20 protein-coding genes, 1 tRNA gene and 1 pseudogene are annotated in these 18,598 nt (G+C 69.7%); 19 read left to right on the top strand and 3 right to left on the bottom strand.

Going from position 1 to position 18,598, the window contains the following annotated elements:
- The 17 genes and pseudogenes from AC25Y0_RS12740 to AC25Y0_RS12660 form a co-directional block, all read left to right on the top strand.
- A pseudogene (locus tag AC25Y0_RS12740) lies at nt 1-1,209 on the top strand (primosomal protein); the annotation flags it as partial.
- On the top strand, nt 1,209-2,249 hold the full coding sequence (locus AC25Y0_RS12735) for an HAD-IIA family hydrolase (RefSeq protein ID WP_488122879.1): 1,041 nt from the start codon (nt 1,209-1,211) through the stop codon (nt 2,247-2,249). The pseudogene AC25Y0_RS12740 and the gene AC25Y0_RS12735, both read left to right, overlap by 1 nt.
- A 38-nt stretch (nt 2,250-2,287) precedes the next feature.
- Nucleotides 2,288-2,449 (top strand): hypothetical protein, encoded by a 162-nt coding sequence (locus AC25Y0_RS12730; protein WP_488122880.1) that lies wholly within the window; start codon nt 2,288-2,290, stop codon nt 2,447-2,449.
- Nucleotides 2,446-3,246 carry a TlyA family RNA methyltransferase gene (locus AC25Y0_RS12725; protein WP_488122881.1) on the top strand — a complete coding sequence of 267 codons (801 nt, stop codon included), beginning with the start codon at nt 2,446-2,448 and terminating at the stop codon, nt 3,244-3,246. Before AC25Y0_RS12730 ends, AC25Y0_RS12725 begins: the two co-directional genes overlap by 4 nt.
- Nucleotides 3,243-4,193, top strand: coding sequence for an NAD kinase (locus AC25Y0_RS12720; protein ID WP_488122882.1), 951 nt, complete (start codon nt 3,243-3,245; stop codon nt 4,191-4,193). The genes AC25Y0_RS12725 and AC25Y0_RS12720 overlap by 4 nt, the downstream gene beginning before the upstream one ends.
- Nucleotides 4,190-5,881: a DNA repair protein RecN gene (gene recN, locus AC25Y0_RS12715; RefSeq protein ID WP_488122883.1), complete on the top strand. Its 1,692-nt coding sequence runs from the start codon at nt 4,190-4,192 to the stop codon at nt 5,879-5,881. Before AC25Y0_RS12720 ends, recN begins: the two co-directional genes overlap by 4 nt.
- A 17-nt stretch (nt 5,882-5,898) precedes the next feature.
- The gene (gene pyrG / locus AC25Y0_RS12710) at nt 5,899-7,602 is read left to right on the top strand and encodes a CTP synthase (RefSeq protein ID WP_488123418.1); all 1,704 of its coding nucleotides are present in this window, start codon (nt 5,899-5,901) and stop codon (nt 7,600-7,602) included.
- Nucleotides 7,595-8,182: an NUDIX domain-containing protein gene (locus AC25Y0_RS12705; protein ID WP_488122884.1), complete on the top strand. Its 588-nt coding sequence runs from the start codon at nt 7,595-7,597 to the stop codon at nt 8,180-8,182. Before pyrG ends, AC25Y0_RS12705 begins: the two co-directional genes overlap by 8 nt.
- Before the next feature lie 4 nt (nt 8,183-8,186).
- The gene (gene xerD / locus AC25Y0_RS12700; protein ID WP_488122885.1) at nt 8,187-9,110 is read left to right on the top strand and encodes a site-specific tyrosine recombinase XerD; all 924 of its coding nucleotides are present in this window, start codon (nt 8,187-8,189) and stop codon (nt 9,108-9,110) included.
- Nucleotides 9,111-9,169: 59 nt separating this feature from the next.
- Nucleotides 9,170-10,054: a ParA family protein gene (locus tag AC25Y0_RS12695; protein WP_488122886.1), complete on the top strand. Its 885-nt coding sequence runs from the start codon at nt 9,170-9,172 to the stop codon at nt 10,052-10,054.
- Nucleotides 10,038-10,859 carry a segregation and condensation protein A gene (locus tag AC25Y0_RS12690; protein ID WP_488134765.1) on the top strand — a complete coding sequence of 274 codons (822 nt, stop codon included), beginning with the start codon at nt 10,038-10,040 and terminating at the stop codon, nt 10,857-10,859. The genes AC25Y0_RS12695 and AC25Y0_RS12690 overlap by 17 nt, the downstream gene beginning before the upstream one ends.
- The gene (gene scpB, locus AC25Y0_RS12685) at nt 10,849-11,415 is read left to right on the top strand and encodes an SMC-Scp complex subunit ScpB (protein WP_488122888.1); all 567 of its coding nucleotides are present in this window, start codon (nt 10,849-10,851) and stop codon (nt 11,413-11,415) included. Before AC25Y0_RS12690 ends, scpB begins: the two co-directional genes overlap by 11 nt.
- On the top strand, nt 11,412-12,218 hold the full coding sequence (locus AC25Y0_RS12680; protein WP_488122889.1) for a pseudouridine synthase: 807 nt from the start codon (nt 11,412-11,414) through the stop codon (nt 12,216-12,218). Before scpB ends, AC25Y0_RS12680 begins: the two co-directional genes overlap by 4 nt.
- Entirely contained in the window at nt 12,215-13,345 is a 1,131-nt protein-coding gene (locus AC25Y0_RS12675; protein WP_488134764.1) for a prephenate dehydrogenase, read from the top strand. Before AC25Y0_RS12680 ends, AC25Y0_RS12675 begins: the two co-directional genes overlap by 4 nt.
- Nucleotides 13,338-14,048, top strand: coding sequence for a (d)CMP kinase (gene cmk / locus AC25Y0_RS12670; RefSeq protein WP_488122891.1), 711 nt, complete (start codon nt 13,338-13,340; stop codon nt 14,046-14,048). The genes AC25Y0_RS12675 and cmk overlap by 8 nt, the downstream gene beginning before the upstream one ends.
- Complete coding sequence (gene der / locus AC25Y0_RS12665; RefSeq protein WP_488122892.1) at nt 14,038-15,561, top strand: ribosome biogenesis GTPase Der; 1,524 nt, start codon at nt 14,038-14,040, stop codon at nt 15,559-15,561. The genes cmk and der overlap by 11 nt, the downstream gene beginning before the upstream one ends.
- Complete coding sequence (locus AC25Y0_RS12660; protein WP_488122893.1) at nt 15,558-16,454, top strand: NUDIX domain-containing protein; 897 nt, start codon at nt 15,558-15,560, stop codon at nt 16,452-16,454. Before der ends, AC25Y0_RS12660 begins: the two co-directional genes overlap by 4 nt.
- On the opposite strand, the gene AC25Y0_RS12655 is transcribed toward AC25Y0_RS12660, so the two are convergent.
- From AC25Y0_RS12655 to AC25Y0_RS12645, 3 genes are read right to left on the bottom strand one after another with little or no spacing between them, the layout of a single operon-like run.
- Nucleotides 16,455-16,814 (bottom strand): RNA-binding S4 domain-containing protein, encoded by a 360-nt coding sequence (locus tag AC25Y0_RS12655; protein ID WP_488122894.1) that lies wholly within the window; start codon nt 16,812-16,814, stop codon nt 16,455-16,457.
- Nucleotides 16,811-17,482, bottom strand: a complete 672-nt coding sequence (locus AC25Y0_RS12650; protein ID WP_488122895.1) for a lysoplasmalogenase family protein — start codon at nt 17,480-17,482, stop codon at nt 16,811-16,813. The genes AC25Y0_RS12655 and AC25Y0_RS12650 overlap by 4 nt, the downstream gene beginning before the upstream one ends.
- Before the next feature lie 54 nt (nt 17,483-17,536).
- Entirely contained in the window at nt 17,537-18,118 is a 582-nt protein-coding gene (locus tag AC25Y0_RS12645) for a GNAT family N-acetyltransferase (RefSeq protein ID WP_488122896.1), read from the bottom strand.
- Between the two features lie 140 nt (nt 18,119-18,258).
- On the opposite strand from AC25Y0_RS12645, the gene AC25Y0_RS12640 reads away from it, so the two are divergent.
- Both AC25Y0_RS12640 and AC25Y0_RS12635 read left to right on the top strand, forming a co-directional pair.
- A tRNA-Pro gene (locus AC25Y0_RS12640) sits at nt 18,259-18,335 on the top strand.
- 25 nt (nt 18,336-18,360) lie between these two features.
- Nucleotides 18,361-18,598, top strand: a 238-nt coding sequence (locus AC25Y0_RS12635) for a hypothetical protein (RefSeq protein ID WP_488134763.1), incomplete at its 3' end; no start/stop codon positions are given.

Here is an 18,598-nt window from a genome sequence, read left to right as displayed (position 1 = left end):
GATGGTGACCGTAAGCCGTACGCCTCGCGCGATGGTGACCGTAAGCCGTACGCTGCGCGCGATGGTGACCGGAAGCCGTACGCTGCGCGCGATGGTGACCGGAAGCCGTACGCCTCGCGCGATGGTGACCGGAAGCCGTACGCCTCGCGCGATGGTGACCGGAAGCCGTACGCCTCGCGCGATGGTGACCGGAAGCCGTACCCTGCGCGCGACGGTGACCGGAAGCCGTATGCCTCGCGCGACGGGTCCCGCGGGGGATCCGGTCGTCCGTTGCGAGGCGGGGCCGACCGGCCAGACCGAGCAACGCGCCCTGAAGAGATCCGCGCGGTTCGGCCGCGGCACGACGACCCCGCGATCCCGGATGACGTCACACCGCAGGATCTGCACCCCAGCGCCCGCAACGAGCTCAAGACCCTGAGCAAGGAGAACGCCGAGGGCGTCGCCCGCCACCTCGCGATGGCGGCGAGGCTCATCGACGAGGATCCGGCCCTGGCTCACGAGCATGCACTGTCGGCGTCGCGCCGTGCCGGCCGCATCGCGGTCGTTCGCGAGACCCTCGCGATCACGGCATATGCCACCGGTGACTATGCGCTTGCTCTGCGTGAATTGCGCACCTACCGGCGCATCTCCGGTCGCGACGACCAGATCGCCCTGCTCGTCGACAGCGAGCGTGGCGTCGGCCGGCCCGACCGTGCTCTGGAAGCAGGTCGTGCCGTCGATCGCACGGCTCTGCCCGCAGCGGTCCGTGTCGAACTGGCGATCGCGATGTCCGGTGCTCGTCTCGACCTCGGTCAGGCCGATCGTGCCCTGCTCGAACTCGACATCCCCGAACTCAACCCCGACCGGGCGTTCGAGTGGAGCCCGGTGCTGTTCGCAGCGCGCGCGGCAGTGCTGGAAGAACTCGGTCGAGACGAAGAGGCGGCACAGTGGCAGCGTCGCGCCGTCATCGCCGCCGAGGCTCTCGATGCGGCCAGCGGCGCCGGTGATCTCGAGACGGTCCTCGTCGAGGAGGTCTTCGAGACGGATGACCCCGCTGACGAGGAGCACGCCGTGTCGATCGCTCTCGATCCCGAGGAGTCCGTCGAGGCTGAGGAGCCGGTCGAGGCTGAGGAGGATTCGGCAGTCGAGACGGCGCCCGCCGAATCGGTCGAGGACGAGGTCGCCGCAATTCTTGCGGAAGCGGGGGTCGACGAGGAGGACGACGCCTGATGGCGCTCTTCCGCCGAGACCGCGAACGCACCCAGACACCGCTCGATGGTGTCGATGTCATCCTCGCTGACCTCGACGGCGTCGTGTACGCCGGGCCCGGCCCCATCCCGCACGCCGTCGAGAGCCTGACGCGCGCACGGGAAGGGCGTCGGCTCGCGTACATCACGAACAACGCGGCACGCACCGACGCGACGGTTGCTCAGCACCTCACCGATCTCGGTCTGCGCACCGAGCCCAGCGAGGTCGTCACAAGCCCTCAAGCGGCGATGCGTCTGCTGTCGAGCCTGATTCCCGCCGGCTCCACGGTTCTCGTCGTCGGGGGAGAAGGTCTCGTCGTCGAGGTCGAGAAGGCCGGCTTCGTCATGACGCGCAGCGCAGAAGACAACCCTGCCGCGGTCGTGCAGGGCTTCGCGCCCGAGGTCGGCTGGACCCAGTTGGCCGAAGCTGCGTTCGCCCTCAAGGTACCCGAAGCCGAGGGCGGTATCCCGTGGATCGCCACCAACACAGACTGGACCATTCCTCAGGCGCGCGGTGTCGCACCCGGGAACGGCACGCTCGTCTCTGCCGTGCACACCGCCGTCGGGCGACTGGCGACCGTCGCGGGAAAGCCCGAGGTGCCGATCTTCGAAGAAGCGGTTGCACGCTTCAGCGCTCAGCGTCCACTGTTCATCGGTGACCGTCTCGACACCGACATCCTCGGGGCGAACCGGGCAGGCATCCCCTCGGCACTCGTGCTGACCGGAATCGACCGCCCCAAGCACGTGCTCGCAGCGCCCACGGGCTCACAGCCCACGTATCTTCTGCGCGACCTTCGCGATCTGCACGAGCCGTATCCCCTGGCGCGCGTGCGGGATGGCGTCGTGACGGTGCGTGGAGCGAGCGTCCGCATCGAGGGCCCCGACGTGCGGATCCTGTCGGAAGGCGACGATCCGCTCGATCTTCTCCGCGCGGGCGCGAAGGCGATCTGGGATACCGGACGTGCGATCTTCGGGTTCCGCGTGCCCGAGCTGCTCTACGCCGACCCCTTCCACCGGCCGTGACACTCGGCCACGTCGGCGGGGACACGTATCCTGGCGGCATGGAAGAGTCTGCGGCGAGTGACGAGTCTGATGACCTGCTCTCGAGCCTCGAGGTGATCGAAGCGCAGCCCCTCGCCGCGCGGGCAGCGGCCTACGAATCGCTGCACGACGCGCTCTCCCGGCGGCTCGACACCGACGTCACCGGCAACGGTCGCCCGTGACGTCCCGCCTCGACGCTGCCCTGGCCGCACGCGGGCTCGCGCGCTCGCGCACGCACGCAGCGACACTCATCGCCGACGGGCTTGTGACGGTCAACGGGCGACCCGTCGTGAAGCCCTCGACCCCCGTCGACGACGCCGCAGTGCTCGTCGTCGAAGGCGCCGACCACTACGTCAGTCGCGCCGCCCACAAGCTGCTCGCGGGGCTCGATGCGTTCGGCATCGCCGTCGCGGGACGGGTCGCCCTCGACATGGGAGCATCCACCGGCGGGTTCACCCAGGTGCTGCGCGAACGCGGCGCCGACCCCGTCATGGCCGTCGATGTCGGACACGGCCAGCTCGCGGCATCCGTCGCGGAAGATCCCGGAGTGCGCGTCGTCGAAGGCTTCAACGTGCGGCACATGACCGCCGAGTCGCTCGCCGCCGCCAGCGGCATCGCCGCCGCGCCTTCGCTCGTGACAGGCGACCTCTCGTTCATCTCACTCGAACATGTGCTGCCTGCCGTTCGGGGAGTCATCGCGCCCGACGCAGATGTCGTGCTTCTCATCAAGCCGCAGTTCGAGGTGGGCCGCACGGCCGTCAAGGGCGGCCTCGTGACGAACCCCGTGCTGCGCGCGGATGCCGTGGCACGCGTGCTGTGGCACGCGTGGGACGAGGGCCTGGGCGTGCTCGGCCTCATCGCCTCGCCCATCACGGGTACGCACGGCAACCGTGAATACGTCGTGCACCTCGCGCCGGGGCGCGGGACGGATCCGTCAGAATGGTCGAGCACCGTGAATCGACTGGCGGGAAGCCCATGACAGAGCACCAGCGCAGCATCCTCGTCGTCGCCCACGCGCGTCGAGATGACACGGTGCACGCTGCGGACCGCGTCATCGGTGCGCTCCGCGACGCCGGTGCGCGGCCCGTCCTTCTGCCGGAGGATGCCGCGGAGCTCGGCGACGTCCTCGATTCGTTCCGCTCGATCGCCCGCCTCGGCGTCGATGTGTCCGTCGATGACATCGAGCTCGTGATCGTGCTGGGCGGTGACGGCACGATCCTGCGCGCAGCCGAGCTCGTGCGCGAGAGCACCGCTCCCGTGCTGGGCATCAACATGGGGCACGTGGGCTTCCTCGCCGAGATCGAACGAGACGAGCTCGACGATGCCGTCCGCCGGGTCATCGATCGGGACTACCAGGTCGAGGAGCGACTCGCGCTGCAGGTGCGCGTCAAAGATGCGGACGACAACGTCATCTACGAGACGTGGGCACTCAACGAGGCCACGGTCGAGAAGGCGAGTCGCGAGCGCATGCTCGAAGTCGTCATCGAGATCGACGGGCGCCCGCTGTCGTCGTTCGGCTGCGATGGCGTCGTCGTCTCGACGCCGACGGGGTCGACGGCGTACAACTTCTCAGCCGGCGGTCCCGTCATCTGGCCCACCGTCGAGGCGATCTCGGTCGTCCCGCTGTCGGCGCATGCGCTGTTCGCCAAGCCTCTCGTCGTCGGCCCTGAGCACGCCGTCGCGATCGAAGTTCTCGAACGCACCAACGGCGTCGGCATCCTGTGGTGCGACGGCCGTCGCTCGCACGACCTCCCGCCCGGAGCGCGCGTCGTGGTGAACCGCTCGCCGCACCCCGTCCGGCTCGCGCGTCTGCACCCGGCCGCATTCACCGACCGACTCGTCCGCAAATTCCGCCTGCCCGTCGAGGGATGGCGCGGCCCCGCCGCCATCACGAGCGACGCCTCCGAAGGAGGCCCCGCGCAGTGATCGAAGAGATGCGCCTTCGCGACCTCGGCGTCATCGCCGAAGCGACGCTGCCCATCGGGCCGGGCTTCACCGCGATCACGGGTGAGACCGGTGCGGGCAAGACGATGGTCGTCACCGGCCTCGGACTGCTGCTCGGTCAGCGCGCCGACTCGGGAGCGGTGCGGGCCGGCGCTGCCCAGGCCGCCGTCGACGGCGTGTGGATCGTGCCCGACACCGGTCCCGTCGCCGAGCGCGTCCGCGACGCCGGCGGCGATCTCGAACCCCTCGGCGACGGCCGAGCCGAGCTCTATGTCGGCCGCTCCATCTCGAGCGAGGGTCGCGGCCGCGCCTCGGTCGGCGGTCGCGCGGCGCCGGCCGGCGTGCTCGCCGAGCTCGCGGAGCACCTCGTGGTCTTGCACGGCCAGTCCGACCAGCTGCGGCTGACGTCGGCCGCGGCGCAGCGCGACGCCCTCGACCGGTTCGGGGGCGAGCCCATCCGCTCTGCGCTGCAGGAGTACACCACCGCGTACGAGCGCTGGCGGGTCGTCGACAGCGAGCTGACCACGCTCACGGCCGAGCGCGACGCGCGCGCCCGCGAGGCCGAGGAGCTGCGCGCGCAGCTCGCCGAGATCGAGCAGGCTGCGCCCCTGCCCGGCGAGGACGCCGACCTGGCGCTGCGAGCCGAGCGTCTTGCGAACGCCGAAGACCTGCGGCTCGCCGCGGCGACCGCCCACGCCGCGCTCGCCGGCGACGGCGAGCAGCCCGACGCGGCCACGCTCGCGGCAGAGGCGCGACGCGCACTCGAGCGCGCGCCCGACCCCGCGCTGCAAGAACTCACGACGCAGATCGCCGACCTCGGCTATCGCATCGTCGACGTGGCCGCATCGCTGTCGGGCTACCTCGCCGACCTCGACGACACCGGACCGCACGAGCTCGCCGCCGTCGAAGAGCGCCGCTCCGTGCTCGGCGCTCTCATCCGGGCACACGGCTCGCTCGACGCCGCGATCGAGCTGCAGGCGACCGGATCAGCGCGGCTGGCCGAACTCGACGACGACGGCGACCGCATCGAGCGACTCTCGGACGAACGGGATGCCGCGGCATCCGCCCTCGACACGGCAGCCGCCGCCCTCACCGCGGCGCGCCAGGTCGCAGCGTCCGCGCTCGGGCATGCCGTGACGGCCGAGCTGCGCGAGCTCGCGATGCCCGACGCACGCGTCGAGGTCTCGGTCGCCCCGGGCGCTGAAACAGCGGCGGGCCGCGACGATGTCGTCATCCTGCTCGCGGCGCACCCGGGGGCGACACTGCGCCCTGTGGCCAAGGGTGCCTCCGGTGGCGAGCTCAGTCGCGTCATGCTGGCGATCGAGGTCGTCATCGCCGGCACCGACCCCGTGCCCACGTTCGTCTTCGACGAAGTCGACGCCGGAATCGGCGGTGCCGCCGCGATCGAAGTGGGGCGGCGACTCGCCCGGCTCGCACGCACGTCGCAGGTCATCGCCGTGACCCACCTCGCGCAGGTCGCGGCCTTCGCCTCGAACCACCTGTCGGTCGTCAAAGCGAGTGACGGTTCGGTGACGGCGTCGGATGTGCGGCGCCTGGACGGAGCCGAACGCGAGGCCGAGATGGCGAGACTGCTTTCGGGAATGCCCGATTCCGATGCTGCGCTGTCCCATGCGCGTGAACTGCTCGACCTGGGCATCCAGACCGACTGATAGGATTGAAGCCCGTGATGCAGACTTCTGATTCCGGAATGAATTCCGCGGGATCCACCGACGACACCACCAAGCACATCTTCGTGACCGGGGGTGTTGTTTCCTCGCTGGGCAAGGGCCTCACGGCCGCGAGTCTGGGCAATCTGCTCACGGCGCGTGGACTGCACGTGGTCATGCAGAAGCTCGACCCGTACCTCAACGTCGACCCCGGCACGATGAACCCGTTCCAGCACGGCGAGGTCTTCGTGACCGATGACGGCGCCGAGACGGACCTCGACATCGGCCACTACGAGCGCTTCCTCGACATCGAGCTCAGCGAAGCCGCGAACGTCACGACAGGACAGATCTACTCGCGCGTCATCGCGCGTGAGCGTCGCGGCGAGTACCTCGGTGACACCGTGCAGGTCATCCCGCACATCACCGACGAGATCAAGCGGCGCATGCGTCTGCAGGCGAGCGAAGACCCCCGCCCCGACGTGATCATCACCGAGATCGGCGGCACCGTCGGCGACATCGAGTCGCAGCCGTTCATCGAGTCGGCGCGGCAGATCCGCCATGAACTCGGCCGCAACAACGTCTTCTTCGTGCACGTGTCGCTCGTGCCGTTCATGGGCGCTTCCGGTGAGCAGAAGACCAAGCCCACGCAGCACTCGGTCGCCGCGCTGCGCTCGATCGGCATCCAGCCCGACGCGCTCGTGCTGCGCAGCGACCGCCCCGTCACCGAGTCCAACAAGCGCAAGATCGCGCTCATGTGCGACGTCGACGAGGCCGCTGTCGTGAACGCCGTCGACGTGCCGAGCATCTACGACATCCCCTCGATGCTCAACGAGCAGGCCCTCGACGAGTACATCGTGCGCACCCTTGGGCTCACGAAGGCCGCCGAGGTGGACTGGTCGCGCTGGAACCGCGTGCTCTCGGCCGTGCACAACCCCAAGCACGAAGTGACGATCGGTCTCGTCGGAAAGTACATCGACCTGCCCGACGCGTACCTGTCGGTCACCGAGGCGCTCAAGGCCGGCGGCTTCGCGCTGGAGACACACGTCAGCATCCGCTGGATCCCCTCGGACGAATGCGAGACGCCCGAAGGCGCCGAGAAGGCGCTCAGCGACCTCGACGGCATCATCGTCCCGGGCGGATTCGGCATCCGCGGAATCGAAGGCAAGCTCGGTGCGCTCAAGTTCGCGCGCGAGCAGGGCATTCCGACGCTCGGGATCTGTCTCGGCCTGCAGTGCATCGTGATCGAGTACGCGCGAAACGTCGCGGGAATCGAAGACGCATCGTCGAGCGAATTCGACCCTGAGACGCCTCATCCCGTCATCGCGACGATGGAGGAGCAGGTCGACATCCTCGCCGGCGGCGACCTGGGAGGCACGATGCGGCTCGGGCTCTATCCCGCCGACCTCGCCGAGGGGTCGATCGCGGCCGAGGTGTACGGCTCGCTGCGCGCCGAGGAGCGTCACCGGCACCGCTACGAGGTGAACAATCGCTACCGCGATCAGATCGCCGCGGCCGGCATGGTGTTCTCGGGTATCAACCCCGACCTCGACCTCGTCGAGTACGTCGAGTTGCCCCGCGACGTGCACCCGTACTACATCGCGACGCAGGCGCACCCCGAGCTGCGTTCGCGCCCGACGAAGGCACACCCCCTGTTCCGAGGACTGATCGGCGCCGCGCTCGAGCGGCACCGCTCCAGCGAGCTCTTCGACGTCGACAATGGCTGATTCCGCGCCCCTGGCAGACGAGCCCGCCGACCACCCCGTCGTGGACAGCGAGCTCGTCTACGAGGGCCACGTGTGGGACGTCCGCAGCGACACGGTGAGCTACGGCGGCGGCGAGATCGTGCGGCAGTACGTGGACCATCCCGGCGCGGCCGCTGTCGTCGCGCTCGATAACGAGGGGCGGGTGCTGCTCGTACAGCAGTACCGTCACCCGATCCGCCAGCGTGACTGGGAGATCCCGGCAGGGCTCCTCGACGTCGCCGGGGAGTCGCCGCTCGAGACGGCGGCCCGCGAGCTCGCCGAAGAGGCGGATCTGCGCGCGGCGGAGTGGGAGCCGCTCGTGAGCGTCTTCACGACACCCGGCGGAAACGACGAGGTCGTGCACGTGTTCCTCGCGCGGGCACTTTCGGCGCTCGAGACCCCGCACCCACGCGAAGCCGAAGAGGCAGACATCCGCGTCGAATGGGCACCGCTTCACGACGTCGTCGCGGGTGTTCTCGCGGGCAGGCTGCGCAACGGGATCCTCGCGGTCGGCGTCCTCGCGGCGGCCGAGCGGCTGCGTGCGGCGGCAGCCGGCAGGTAGTCCCGTGCAGCTCGAGCGCGCCGTCGATGCGTTTCTGCGTCACACCGCGATCGAGCGTGGCCTGTCCGACCACACCGTCGCGGCGTACGGGCGTGACCTCGCCGTCTACGCGGAGTGGCTGCACGAGCAGGGTGTCGCGGAGTCGTCCGAGGTGACCGCCGACCTCGTCGCCTCTTTCGTGGCGGCGCGGGCATCCGCCGACCCCGCTCCTGCGGCATCCAGTCTGGCGCGCCTGCAATCCTCGGTGCGGGGGCTGCATCGTTTCCTCGTGCGGGAGGGGATCGAGACCGAAGACCCCACGCAGCGGTTGCGCCCGCCGAAGCAGCCGCGCCGACTGCCGAAGGCGCTCACGATCACCCAGGTCGAACAGCTGCTGGATGCCGCCGGACCCGCGCCGTCCGACGCTGCGCCCGGCGACCTGCGGGGCCTGCGCGACCGGGCCCTGCTCGAGATGCTCTACGCGACGGGTGCCCGCGTGTCCGAGGTCGTGCAGCTCGACGTCGACGATCTCGCGCACGGCGACGTGCTGCGCGTGCGGGGAAAGGGAGACAAAGAGCGGATCGTGCCGATCGGCTCGTATGCGCGCGCCGCGGTAGACGCCTACCTCACCCGGGTGCGGCCCGAACTGTCGACGCGAGGTGCCGCGACGCCTCGCCTCTTCCTCGGGATGCGCGGCGCGCCGTTGTCGCGACAGAGCGCGTGGCTCGTCATGCGGGATGCCGCCGAGCGGGCGAGTCTCGCCGCTCATGTCTCGCCCCACACGCTGCGCCATTCCTTCGCGACGCACCTGCTGCAGGGTGGCGCCGACGTGCGCGTCGTGCAGGAGCTGCTCGGACACGCGTCGGTCGCGACGACGCAGATCTACACCCACGTCTCGGTCGACACGCTGCGCGATGTCTACGCGACGTCTCACCCGCGCGCGCGCTGAGGTGCGCGGGCAGCCGTGTGCGAGAATCGGTGCACGGCAAAGCGAAGACAGGAGAGTCGGTGGCGGGCAGAACGCGCGGCGCGAAGCAGGCGTCTGAGGGCGACATCCCGGTCGGGCCGACCGGTCGTCCATACCAGGGCTTCGCGACTCCTCCCAAGCTCGACAGCCACGGGCCCGCGCGCATCATCTCGCTGTGCAACCAGAAGGGTGGCGTCGGAAAGACGACGACGACCATCAACCTGGCCGCCGCGCTCGCAAGCTACGGTCGCAAAGTGCTCGCGGTCGACTTCGATCCGCAGGGCGCGCTGTCGGCGGGCCTCGGCATCCAGACCCACGACATCCCCACGGTCTACGATCTGCTGCTGGACCCCAAGCGCGACCCGTACGACGTGATCGTTCACACGCGCGTCGAGGGGCTCGATGTCGTCCCGGCGAACATCGACCTGTCGGCGGCCGAAGTGCACCTGGTCAACGAGGTCGCCCGCGAGACGATCCTCGCTCGCGTGCTGCGCAAGGTGGCGGGGGACTATGACGTCATCCTCGTCGACTGCCAGCCGTCGCTGGGCCTGCTCACCGTCAATGCACTGACTGCGAGCCACGGCGTCGTCATTCCGCTGGAATGCGAGTTCTTCGCACTGCGCGGAGTCGCCCTGCTCATCGAGACGATCGACAAGGTGCGCGACCGTCTCAACCCGACGATCGAACTCGATGGCGTGCTCGCGACGATGTACGACCCGCGCACGCTGCATTCGCGCGAAGTTCTCGAGCGCGTCGTCGATGCGTTCGGCGACGACGTGCTCGAGACCGTCATCGGTCGCACCGTGAAGTTCCCGGATGCCTCGGTGTCGGGCATGCCCATCACCGATTTCGCGCCCGAGCACGCGGCCGCGCAGGCCTATCTGCGGCTCGCGCGGGAGCTGGTCGCCCGTGGCGCCGTCGCCTGAACAGGCCGCTGAGACCGAAGAGGGTGCAGGCTTTCGAGTCTCGCTGGGAGTCTTCGACGGGCCGTTCGATCTGCTGCTGACGCTGCTGTCCAAGCATGAGCTCGACATCACCGACGTGGCGCTGTCGCAGGTGACAGCGGAGTTCCTGTCGTACCTGCGCGAGCTCGGTCCCGACGAAGAGCTCGAAGAGGCCTCGGAGTTCCTCGTCGTCGCGGCGACGCTGCTGGACATGAAGGTCGCCGGGCTCCTGCCCCAGGGCGAGCTCGTCGACGCCGAGTCGGTCGCTCTGCTCGAGGCGCGCGACCTGCTCTTCGCCCGGCTGCTGCAGTACCGCGCGTTCAAAGAGGTCTCGACCTGGTTCGCGGCGGGCCTCAACTCCGAGGACCGGCGTCACGTGCGGGCCGTCCCGCTCGACGAGAAGTACCGCACGGCCGTGCCCGAGCTCGTGTGGAGCCTCACGCCGCAGGACTTCGCGGCGCTCGCCATCGTGGCGATGACGCCGAAGGAGATTCCCCACGTCGGCCTCGATCACCTGCACGCCCCGCTCGTCAGCATCCGCGAACAGGCTGCCGTCGTCGTGACCCTGCTGCGCAACGCCGGGACCCTGACGTTTCGCGAACTCATCGCGGGCGTCGCCCAGCAGGGTGTCGTCGTCGCACGGTTCCTGTCGGTGCTCGAGCTGTATCGCCACGCCGCCCTCTCGTTCGAGCAGCTCGAACCGCTCGGCGAGCTGACCCTGCGCTGGACCGCGGAGCGCTGGTCCGATGAGAATCTCGCGAGCCTGGGAGCCGACTATGACAACTGACTCATCGCTCGCGCGGCGGCTGGAGGCGATCCTGCTGATCGTCGACGAGCCGCAGAGCCTCGTGAATCTCGCGACCGCGGTATCCGCGCCGATCCCCGCCGTGCGGCAGGCGATCGAAGGGCTCGTGGCCGACTACGACGGACTGTCCGGTGGCCCGCGCCGCGGATTCGAGCTGCGCGAAGTGGGCGGCGGGTGGCGGCTGTACGTCCGGGCCGAGCACGACGACCTCGTCGCCGAGTTCGTCGGGGGGCAGGCGCCGTCCCGGCTGTCGCAGGCTGCGCTCGAAACGCTCGCCGTCATCGCCTACAAGCAGCCGGTCACCCGTTCGCAGGTCGCCTCGATCCGGGCTGTCAACGTCGACTCGGTCGTGCGTACGCTCGTCGCTCGCGGCCTCATCACCGAACTGTTCACGGATGCCGAGACGGGCGCCATCAACTACGGCACGACGGATGCCCTGTTGGTGAACCTCGGCATCAACTCACTCGACGAGCTGCCGCCGATCTCGCCGCTGCTCGATGACGGCGCCGACGGATTCGATTTGGAGAATATGAGATGACGACCCCTTCAACGAACTCAGAGACCGGTGGCGAGGGTATCCGCCTGCAGAAGGTGCTCGCCAACGCCGGCGTCGCGTCGCGCCGCGTGTCGGAGCAGCTCATCGTCGAGGGGCGGGTGCGCGTCAACGGCACCGTCGTGACCGAGCTCGGCAGCCGCATCGACCCCGAGAGCGACCTCGTGGACGTCGACGGGACGGCGGTGCAGCTCGACCAGTCCAAGCGCTACGTCATGCTCAACAAGCCCACCGGCGTCGTGAGCTCGATGCGCGACGATCGCGGCCGACCCGATCTTCGCCGCTACACCGAGGACTGGCCCGAACGGCTCTATAACGTCGGACGCCTCGACGCCGACACGAGCGGTCTGCTCGTGCTCACGAACGACGGTGACCTCGCCCATGTGCTGGCGCACCCCTCGTTCGGGGTGACCAAGGTCTACATCGCCAAGGTGACAGGTCGCGTGACGCCGCAGACCGTGGCGGTGCTCACGAAGGGCATCGAGCTCGAGGACGGACCGATCGCCGCCGACAAGGCGCGTCTGCTCGACGCCGGTCGTGAGGCATCCCTTGTCGAACTGACTCTGCACTCGGGGCGCAACCGCATCGTCCGCCGCATGATGGATGCCGTCGGGCATCCGGTCGAAGAGCTTGTGCGACGGCAGTTCGGTCCGCTGCATCTCGGCACCCTGCCCGTGGGGAAGGCCCGCGAGTTGACTAAGCTGGAGCGGGGCGAGCTGCTGACGCTGTCGCGACAGGCCGCCCCGCCGGACGGGGAGGACCCCGCAGGGGACCAGGAGACCGAGTGAGCGATTCCAGCGCCGCATCCGGGCGTGCCGCAACGCTCGCACCGCGCGTGCACGGCACCGTCCGCATCGTGGGTGCGGGCCTGCTCGGCGCGAGCATCGGCCACGCCCTGAGTGCGCTCGGCGTCGATGTCGCCCTGGACGACTCATCGCCCTCTCAGCTGCGCCTCGCCGTCGACTACGGCGCAGGCCGCGCGGCGAGCGAAGACGATGACCCGACCCTCGTCGTCGTGGCCGTTCCGCCCGACGTGACCGCTGACGTCATCGAGCGCGAACTCGCGGCGCACCCGCGCGCGGTCGTCACCGACGTCGCGAGCGTCAAGCTCCAGCCGTTGAACCAGCTGCGTGAGCGAGGCGTCGACCTCACCCGTTACATCGGCTCGCACCCGCTCGCCGGACGCGAGCGCGGCGGCGCGATCTCGTCGCGCGCCGACATCTTCATCGGACGGCCCTGGGTCGTGTGCCGTGACGAAGAGACCTCGTCGGCGCATCTCGCGCTCGTCGAGGGCCTCGCGCTGGATCTGCGCGCCATGCCGATCGAGATGTCGCCCGACGAGCACGATCGCTCGGTGGCTCTTGTTTCGCACGTGCCGCAGCTCGTCGCGAGTCTGCTCGCGGGCCGCTTCGTCGGCGTCAGCGAGGGCTCGCTGCGACTGGCCGGGCAGGGCGTGCGCGACACGACCCGGATCGCGGCGTCGGCTCCAGAGCTGTGGGTGCAGATCCTCGGCGCGAACGCGGCGCCCGTCGTCGATGTGCTCGATGCGCTCGCGGCAGACCTGAGATCGGTCGCCGACGCGCTGCGCGCACCGGAAGCACCGGGTGCTCGCCGCGCCGTCGCGGATACGATCCGCCGGGGCAACGAGGGTGTCGAGCGGCTCCCGGGCAAGCACGGGCAGAATCGGCGCTTCGAGCAGGTCGTCGTCCTGGTCGACGACACGGCCGGACAACTCGGCAGACTTTTCGGTGAACTGGGCGACCTCGACGTCAACGTCGAGGACCTGCGTCTCGAGCACTCGCCCGGCGCGCAGTTCGGCCTCGCCGAGATCAGCGTCGAGCCCGATGCTGTGGGTCGTGCCGTAGAGGGCCTGGAATCCCGCGGCTGGAAGATTGCGAGTACCTCGAATGACTGACTCTTCGCACGGCGCCCCCGTCATCGTCGCGATCGACGGCCCGGCCGGCAGCGGCAAGTCGAGCGTGTCCAAGCAGGCGGCGCGTTCGCTCGGCTACGGCTACCTGGACACCGGCGCTGCATATCGCGCCCTCGCCTGGCACGCCCTGTCGCGCGGAATCGACACCGTCGATTCGGCCGCCGTCCTCGACGTGTCCGCCGACTTCGAATTCGAGATCTCGCTCGACCCCGACGCCTACGTGGTGCGGGTCGGCCAGACCGATGTGACAGACGCCATCCGCGAGCCCGCCGTCTCGGACGCCGTGAGCGGGGTTGCGCGGGTTCCCGCCGTGCGGGAGGCGATCAACGCCATGTTCCGCACCCTGCTGGCCGCGGCCGAGTGGCCCGGCGTTTTCGTCGAGGGCCGTGACATCACGACCGTTGTCGCCCCCGACGCGCCCGTGCGCATCCTGCTGACGGCCGCTCCCGAGGTGCGCGCTGCGCGCCGCAGCGCCGAAGTGACGACGCAGGATGCCGCCGCTGTCGCGACCGCCCTGCACCGCCGGGATGCGTCCGACTCGTCCGTCGTCGACTTCCTCACAGCGGCACCCGGGGTGACCGTGGTGGACTCGACGCGACTTAACTTCGATGAGACCGTGCGCGCCGTGCTCGATGTCGTGCACGCGACGCTCACGAACGAGGCAGGAGAAACCCGTGGCAGCTGAAGACGAATACGAGGCGGGGCCGGACGACCTGGCCGAAAAACTCGCCGACCTGGACGAACAACTCGCCGACCAGCGAGCCGAAGCGCTGCGCGCGGGCCTGGCCGATTACGACCTCGACGAGGAAGACGCGGCTCTGCTCGAAGGGCTGCAGTCGGGGATCGACGGCATCGAGTTCTTCCCCGCTCTTCCCGTCGTGGCGATCGTCGGTCGCCCGAACGTCGGCAAGTCGGCGCTCGTGAACCGCATCCTCGGCCGCCGCGAGGCCGTCGTCGAAGACACGCCGGGCGTCACGCGTGACCGCGTGACGTACAAGGCGGAGTGGCTCGAACGGCGCTTCTCGCTCGTGGACACCGGCGGCTGGGAGCCCGATGCCCGCGGCATCGACCGTTCGGTCGCCGCGCAGGCCGAGGTCGCGATCGACCTGTCCGACGTCGTGCTCTTCGTCGTCGACGCCATGGTCGGCGCGACGTCGACCGATGAGCACGTCGTCAAGCTGCTGCGCAAGAGCGGCAAGCCGACCTTCCTCGTCGCGAACAAGGTCGACGACGCGCGTCAGGAGCCCGAGGCCGCAGCACTGTGGAGCCTGGGTCTGGGTGAACCGCACCCGGTCTCGGCGATCCACGGGCGCGGCGTCGCCGACCTGCTCGATGCGGTCGTCAAGGTGCTGCCCGACGTGTCGGCTGTCGCCAAGCACGAGATCGGCGGCCCCCGCCGCGTCGCGATCCTCGGCCGGCCCAACGTCGGAAAGTCATCGCTGCTGAACAAGGCCGCGGGCGAAGAGCGCGTCGTCGTCAATGAACTGGCGGGCACCACGCGCGACCCGGTCGATGAGATCGTCGAGCTCGGCGGGCGGCTGTGGCGGTTCGTCGACACCGCCGGCATCCGTCGTCGCGTGCACCTGCAGCAGGGCGCCGACTTCTATGCGTCGCTGCGCACGTCAGCCGCGCTCGAGAAGGCCGAGGTCGCCGTCGTCGTACTCGACGTGTCCGAGACGCTCAGCGAGCAGGACGTGCGGATCATCGACCTCGTTCTCGAGTCGGGCCGGGCGCTCGTGCTCGCGTTCAACAAGTGGGATCGTCTGAACGACGACGACATGGAGGACATCGATCGCCGCCGCTACCTCGAGCGGGAGATCGAGCAGGATCTCGCGCACGTGGCGTGGGCTCCGCGGGTCAACATCTCGGCGCGCACGGGTCGTCACCTCGACAAGCTCGTGCCGGCGCTCGAAACGGCGCTCGAGTCGTGGGATCAGCGCATCGCGACGGGCAAGTTCAACGCGTTCCTCTCCGAGCTGGTCGCCGAGCACCCGCACCCCGTGCGCGGCGGCAAACAGCCCCGCATCCTGTTCGGGACGCAGGCGTCGACCCGTCCGCCCACATTCGTGCTGTTCACGACGGGCTTCCTCGATCAGGGCTACCGTCGATTCATTCAGCGCCGCCTGCGCGAGCTGTACGGCTTCGAAGGAACCCCCATCGTCATCAACATGCGTGTCCGGGAGCGTCGCCAGCGGTGAGCATCGTTCCTCCGGTCGGTGGCGAGCCGCGCCGCCCTCTCGGGCCGCGCGACCCGGGAGACGCGTGGGTCGTCGCACCGACGGGGGAGCGGTACTGGGGGCGCTTCGGCGCCGCCGGCCTGCTCGCGATCGATGCCCAGCGTGGCGTGCTGCTGCAGCACCGTGTCGCGTGGAGCCATCACGGCGACACGTGGGGGCTGCCCGGCGGCGCGCTGCATGAAGGCGAGCCGGCTACGACCGGCGCCGTGCGCGAAGCGCAGGAGGAAGCGGGACTCCCCGAAGGCGCGACCCGCACGCGCGTGCTGAGTGTCTTCGACCTCGGCTACTGGAGCTATACGACGGTCGTCGCCGACGTGGTTGTCCCGTTCGAGGCGGTCATCACCGACCCCGAGAGCCGAGCCCTGGAGTGGGTTGCCGTCGACGAGGTCGCCGAACGCCCCCTGCACCCCGGGTTCGCGGCGTCGTGGGAACGGCTCCGCGGGCTGCTGGGCGTTCGCCCCGTCGTCGTGGTCGACGCCGCGAACGTCGTCGGCTCGGTGCCGGACGGCTGGTGGCGCGACCGCGCCGGGGCCAACGAGCGACTGCTCGAACGGGTCGCCGCGCACGCCCGCGCCGGTGTCGCCGCGTCGGCGCTGGACCTCGCAGAAGACGTCTGGTTTCCCGACTGGGTGGTCGTCGTCGAGGGAGCGGCGCGCGGAGTGGCTGAGGCCGAGGGCGTCGAGGTCGTGCGCGCGGACGCATCGGGTGACGACGCGATCGTCGCGACGGTCGCCCGGCTCGCGGCGTCGCGCGGACCTGTCACGGTCGTGACGAGCGACCGTGAGCTCGCTGATCGCGTGATCTCCGCCGGAGCCGCTCGCGTGCAGGGTGCTCGCTGGCTGCTCGACCTGTAGTCAGCGCCCGAGGAATCGTTCGATCTCGCGCCGTTCGCGCTTGGTCGGCCGACCCGCGCCGCGGTCGCGCTGCGCCACGACCGGAATGCTCTCGCGCGGGGGCGTGCGGTCTTCGACCGACTCGGCGACGAGCGCAGCGCCCACTCGTTTCGTGATCGTCTTGCGGACGACGAGGTGGCGGTCGAAGCCCGAGATCCGCACCCGCACCTCGTCGCCGGGGCGCACCTGCTGTGCAGCCTTCGCCCGTTCTCCGTTGACGCGCACGTGTCCGGCGCGGCACGCCTGCGTCGCGAGAGTGCGCGTCTTGTAGACGCGCACGGCCCAGAGCCAGGCGTCGACGCGAGCCGGGGCATCCGTCATGAGACCGGGTGCGTCGTGCGGTGGGGGGCGCGCAGGCTGACGAGGGCGCCCGCGGCGATGAGGCCTTGGCCGAGCGTGTAGGTGAGCATAACGAGAGGACTCGTCCAGTCGGGCACCGCGTCGGGCAGGAAGAGGCGGAAGGCCAGGATCGAATCCGACGCCAGGAAGAACACACCGCCCCACGCGATGAGCGGGTGGCAACGGGATGCCGTGGCGGCGGTGCCGCCCAGGACGAGACCGTAGAGCGCGACCGGGATGAGCAGCGCGCCCAGGTGCGGCGCGAGCACGAGCAGGAGGGCGACCCACCAGAGCGCGAAGACTGCCGACCACAGCGGCAGCCGGCGCCGCGCGAGGGTGCGGACGAAGAGCACGATGTAGCAGACGTGCGCGAGGCCGAACCACAGCAACATCAGCGGCACGGTCGGAGCCCACGGGAAGAACGTGCCGGCGCCGTCACCGAGCCAGGACAGCCCGATCGCGACGAGGAGGAGCGTCGTTGCTCCCGTCCAGGGTCGTCCGCGAGAACCCCAGAGTACTGCGAGCGCGAGGAGCGGCATGAGGGTGAGCTTGGTGGGGGCCGCGACCGCGTCGGAACCGAACGCGAGGGCCGTGACGTGCACGATCGAGAGCACGATGTAGGGGATGAACCCGATCCAGAGCCGTGGCATGGTCCTCCTCGACGGTGTGCGGCAGAGTCACCATCGTCGCACGTGTGTCGTCGCTCAGCGGGTGAGGTCGAGGGCTACGACCGCGAGGTCGGGGCGCGGCCGGGCGACCTCGCGGAATCCCGCCGCGCGGAAGGTCGACACGACGCCGTGGAACAGCTCGTTCGAGGAACGACGCCGGCCCGCGTCGGGGTCGATGGGGTAGCCCTCGACGACGCGCGCGCCGTTCTCACGGGCGAAGGTGACGGCCGCGTCGAGCAACGCCGCGGTGAGCCCGGCGCGCCGGTGCTCTTTGCGGACCACGAAGCACGTGATCGCCCAGACCGACGGGTCATCCCACGGCTCTTCGGTCGCTGTGGCGAAGTTGCGCGTGCGGGCGAGGCGCGGCTGAGCCGTGCGAGGGCCGACGCGCACCCACGCCGCCGGATCACCGTCGACATAGGCGACGAGACCGGGAGCGGGCGTCGTCGCGATCTCGTCACGCAGAAGGGCTTCGCGCTGGGGGACCGGTGTACGGTTCCACTCCGATGCGGTGAGCGTCCACCACTGGCACTGGCACCCCGGTCCGTCGCCGCCGCCGGTAAGCGCATGCTCGACGTCGTCGAAGCGGGTGGCCGGTTCGATCCGGATCTCAGGCATGCGCCGACGGTACTCCCGGTCGGCGACATCGACAACCACGCCCTGTGCGGAGCGGACCGCCCTCAGAGGTCGGTCGCGTTCGCGGCACCCTTCGGGACCGGGTAGGATGGTGGAGTTGTCCGCGCAGCGGACGATGGATCCGGGATGTGGCGCAGCTTGGTAGCGCACTTGACTGGGGGTCAAGGGGTCGCAGGTTCAAATCCTGTCATCCCGACCATTGTGCTCATACTAGAAACACGAGCATGAGAAGTCGATACAGAACACGGGAACTCCCCGCCAGCAATGGCGGGGAGTTCTTTTTCGTTTGCGAGAGCTTGGCGGAGGCTGCGCTGCGCGGGTGGCGCGTAGAGGTTGTCGAACGGTGGCGCGAGCACGGCGTGGATCTGGTGCTCGTCGTCTCGGTCCATGGAGACTTCGAGGCGCTCGAAGAACACCTGGTTGAACAGACGCCGGGACTGCCCCGAGTTTGGTTGACGTCTG

The sequence above is a fragment of the Microbacterium sp. Y547 genome (assembly GCF_057669785.1).
This window is presented reverse-complemented; position numbering and strand designations above follow the sequence as displayed.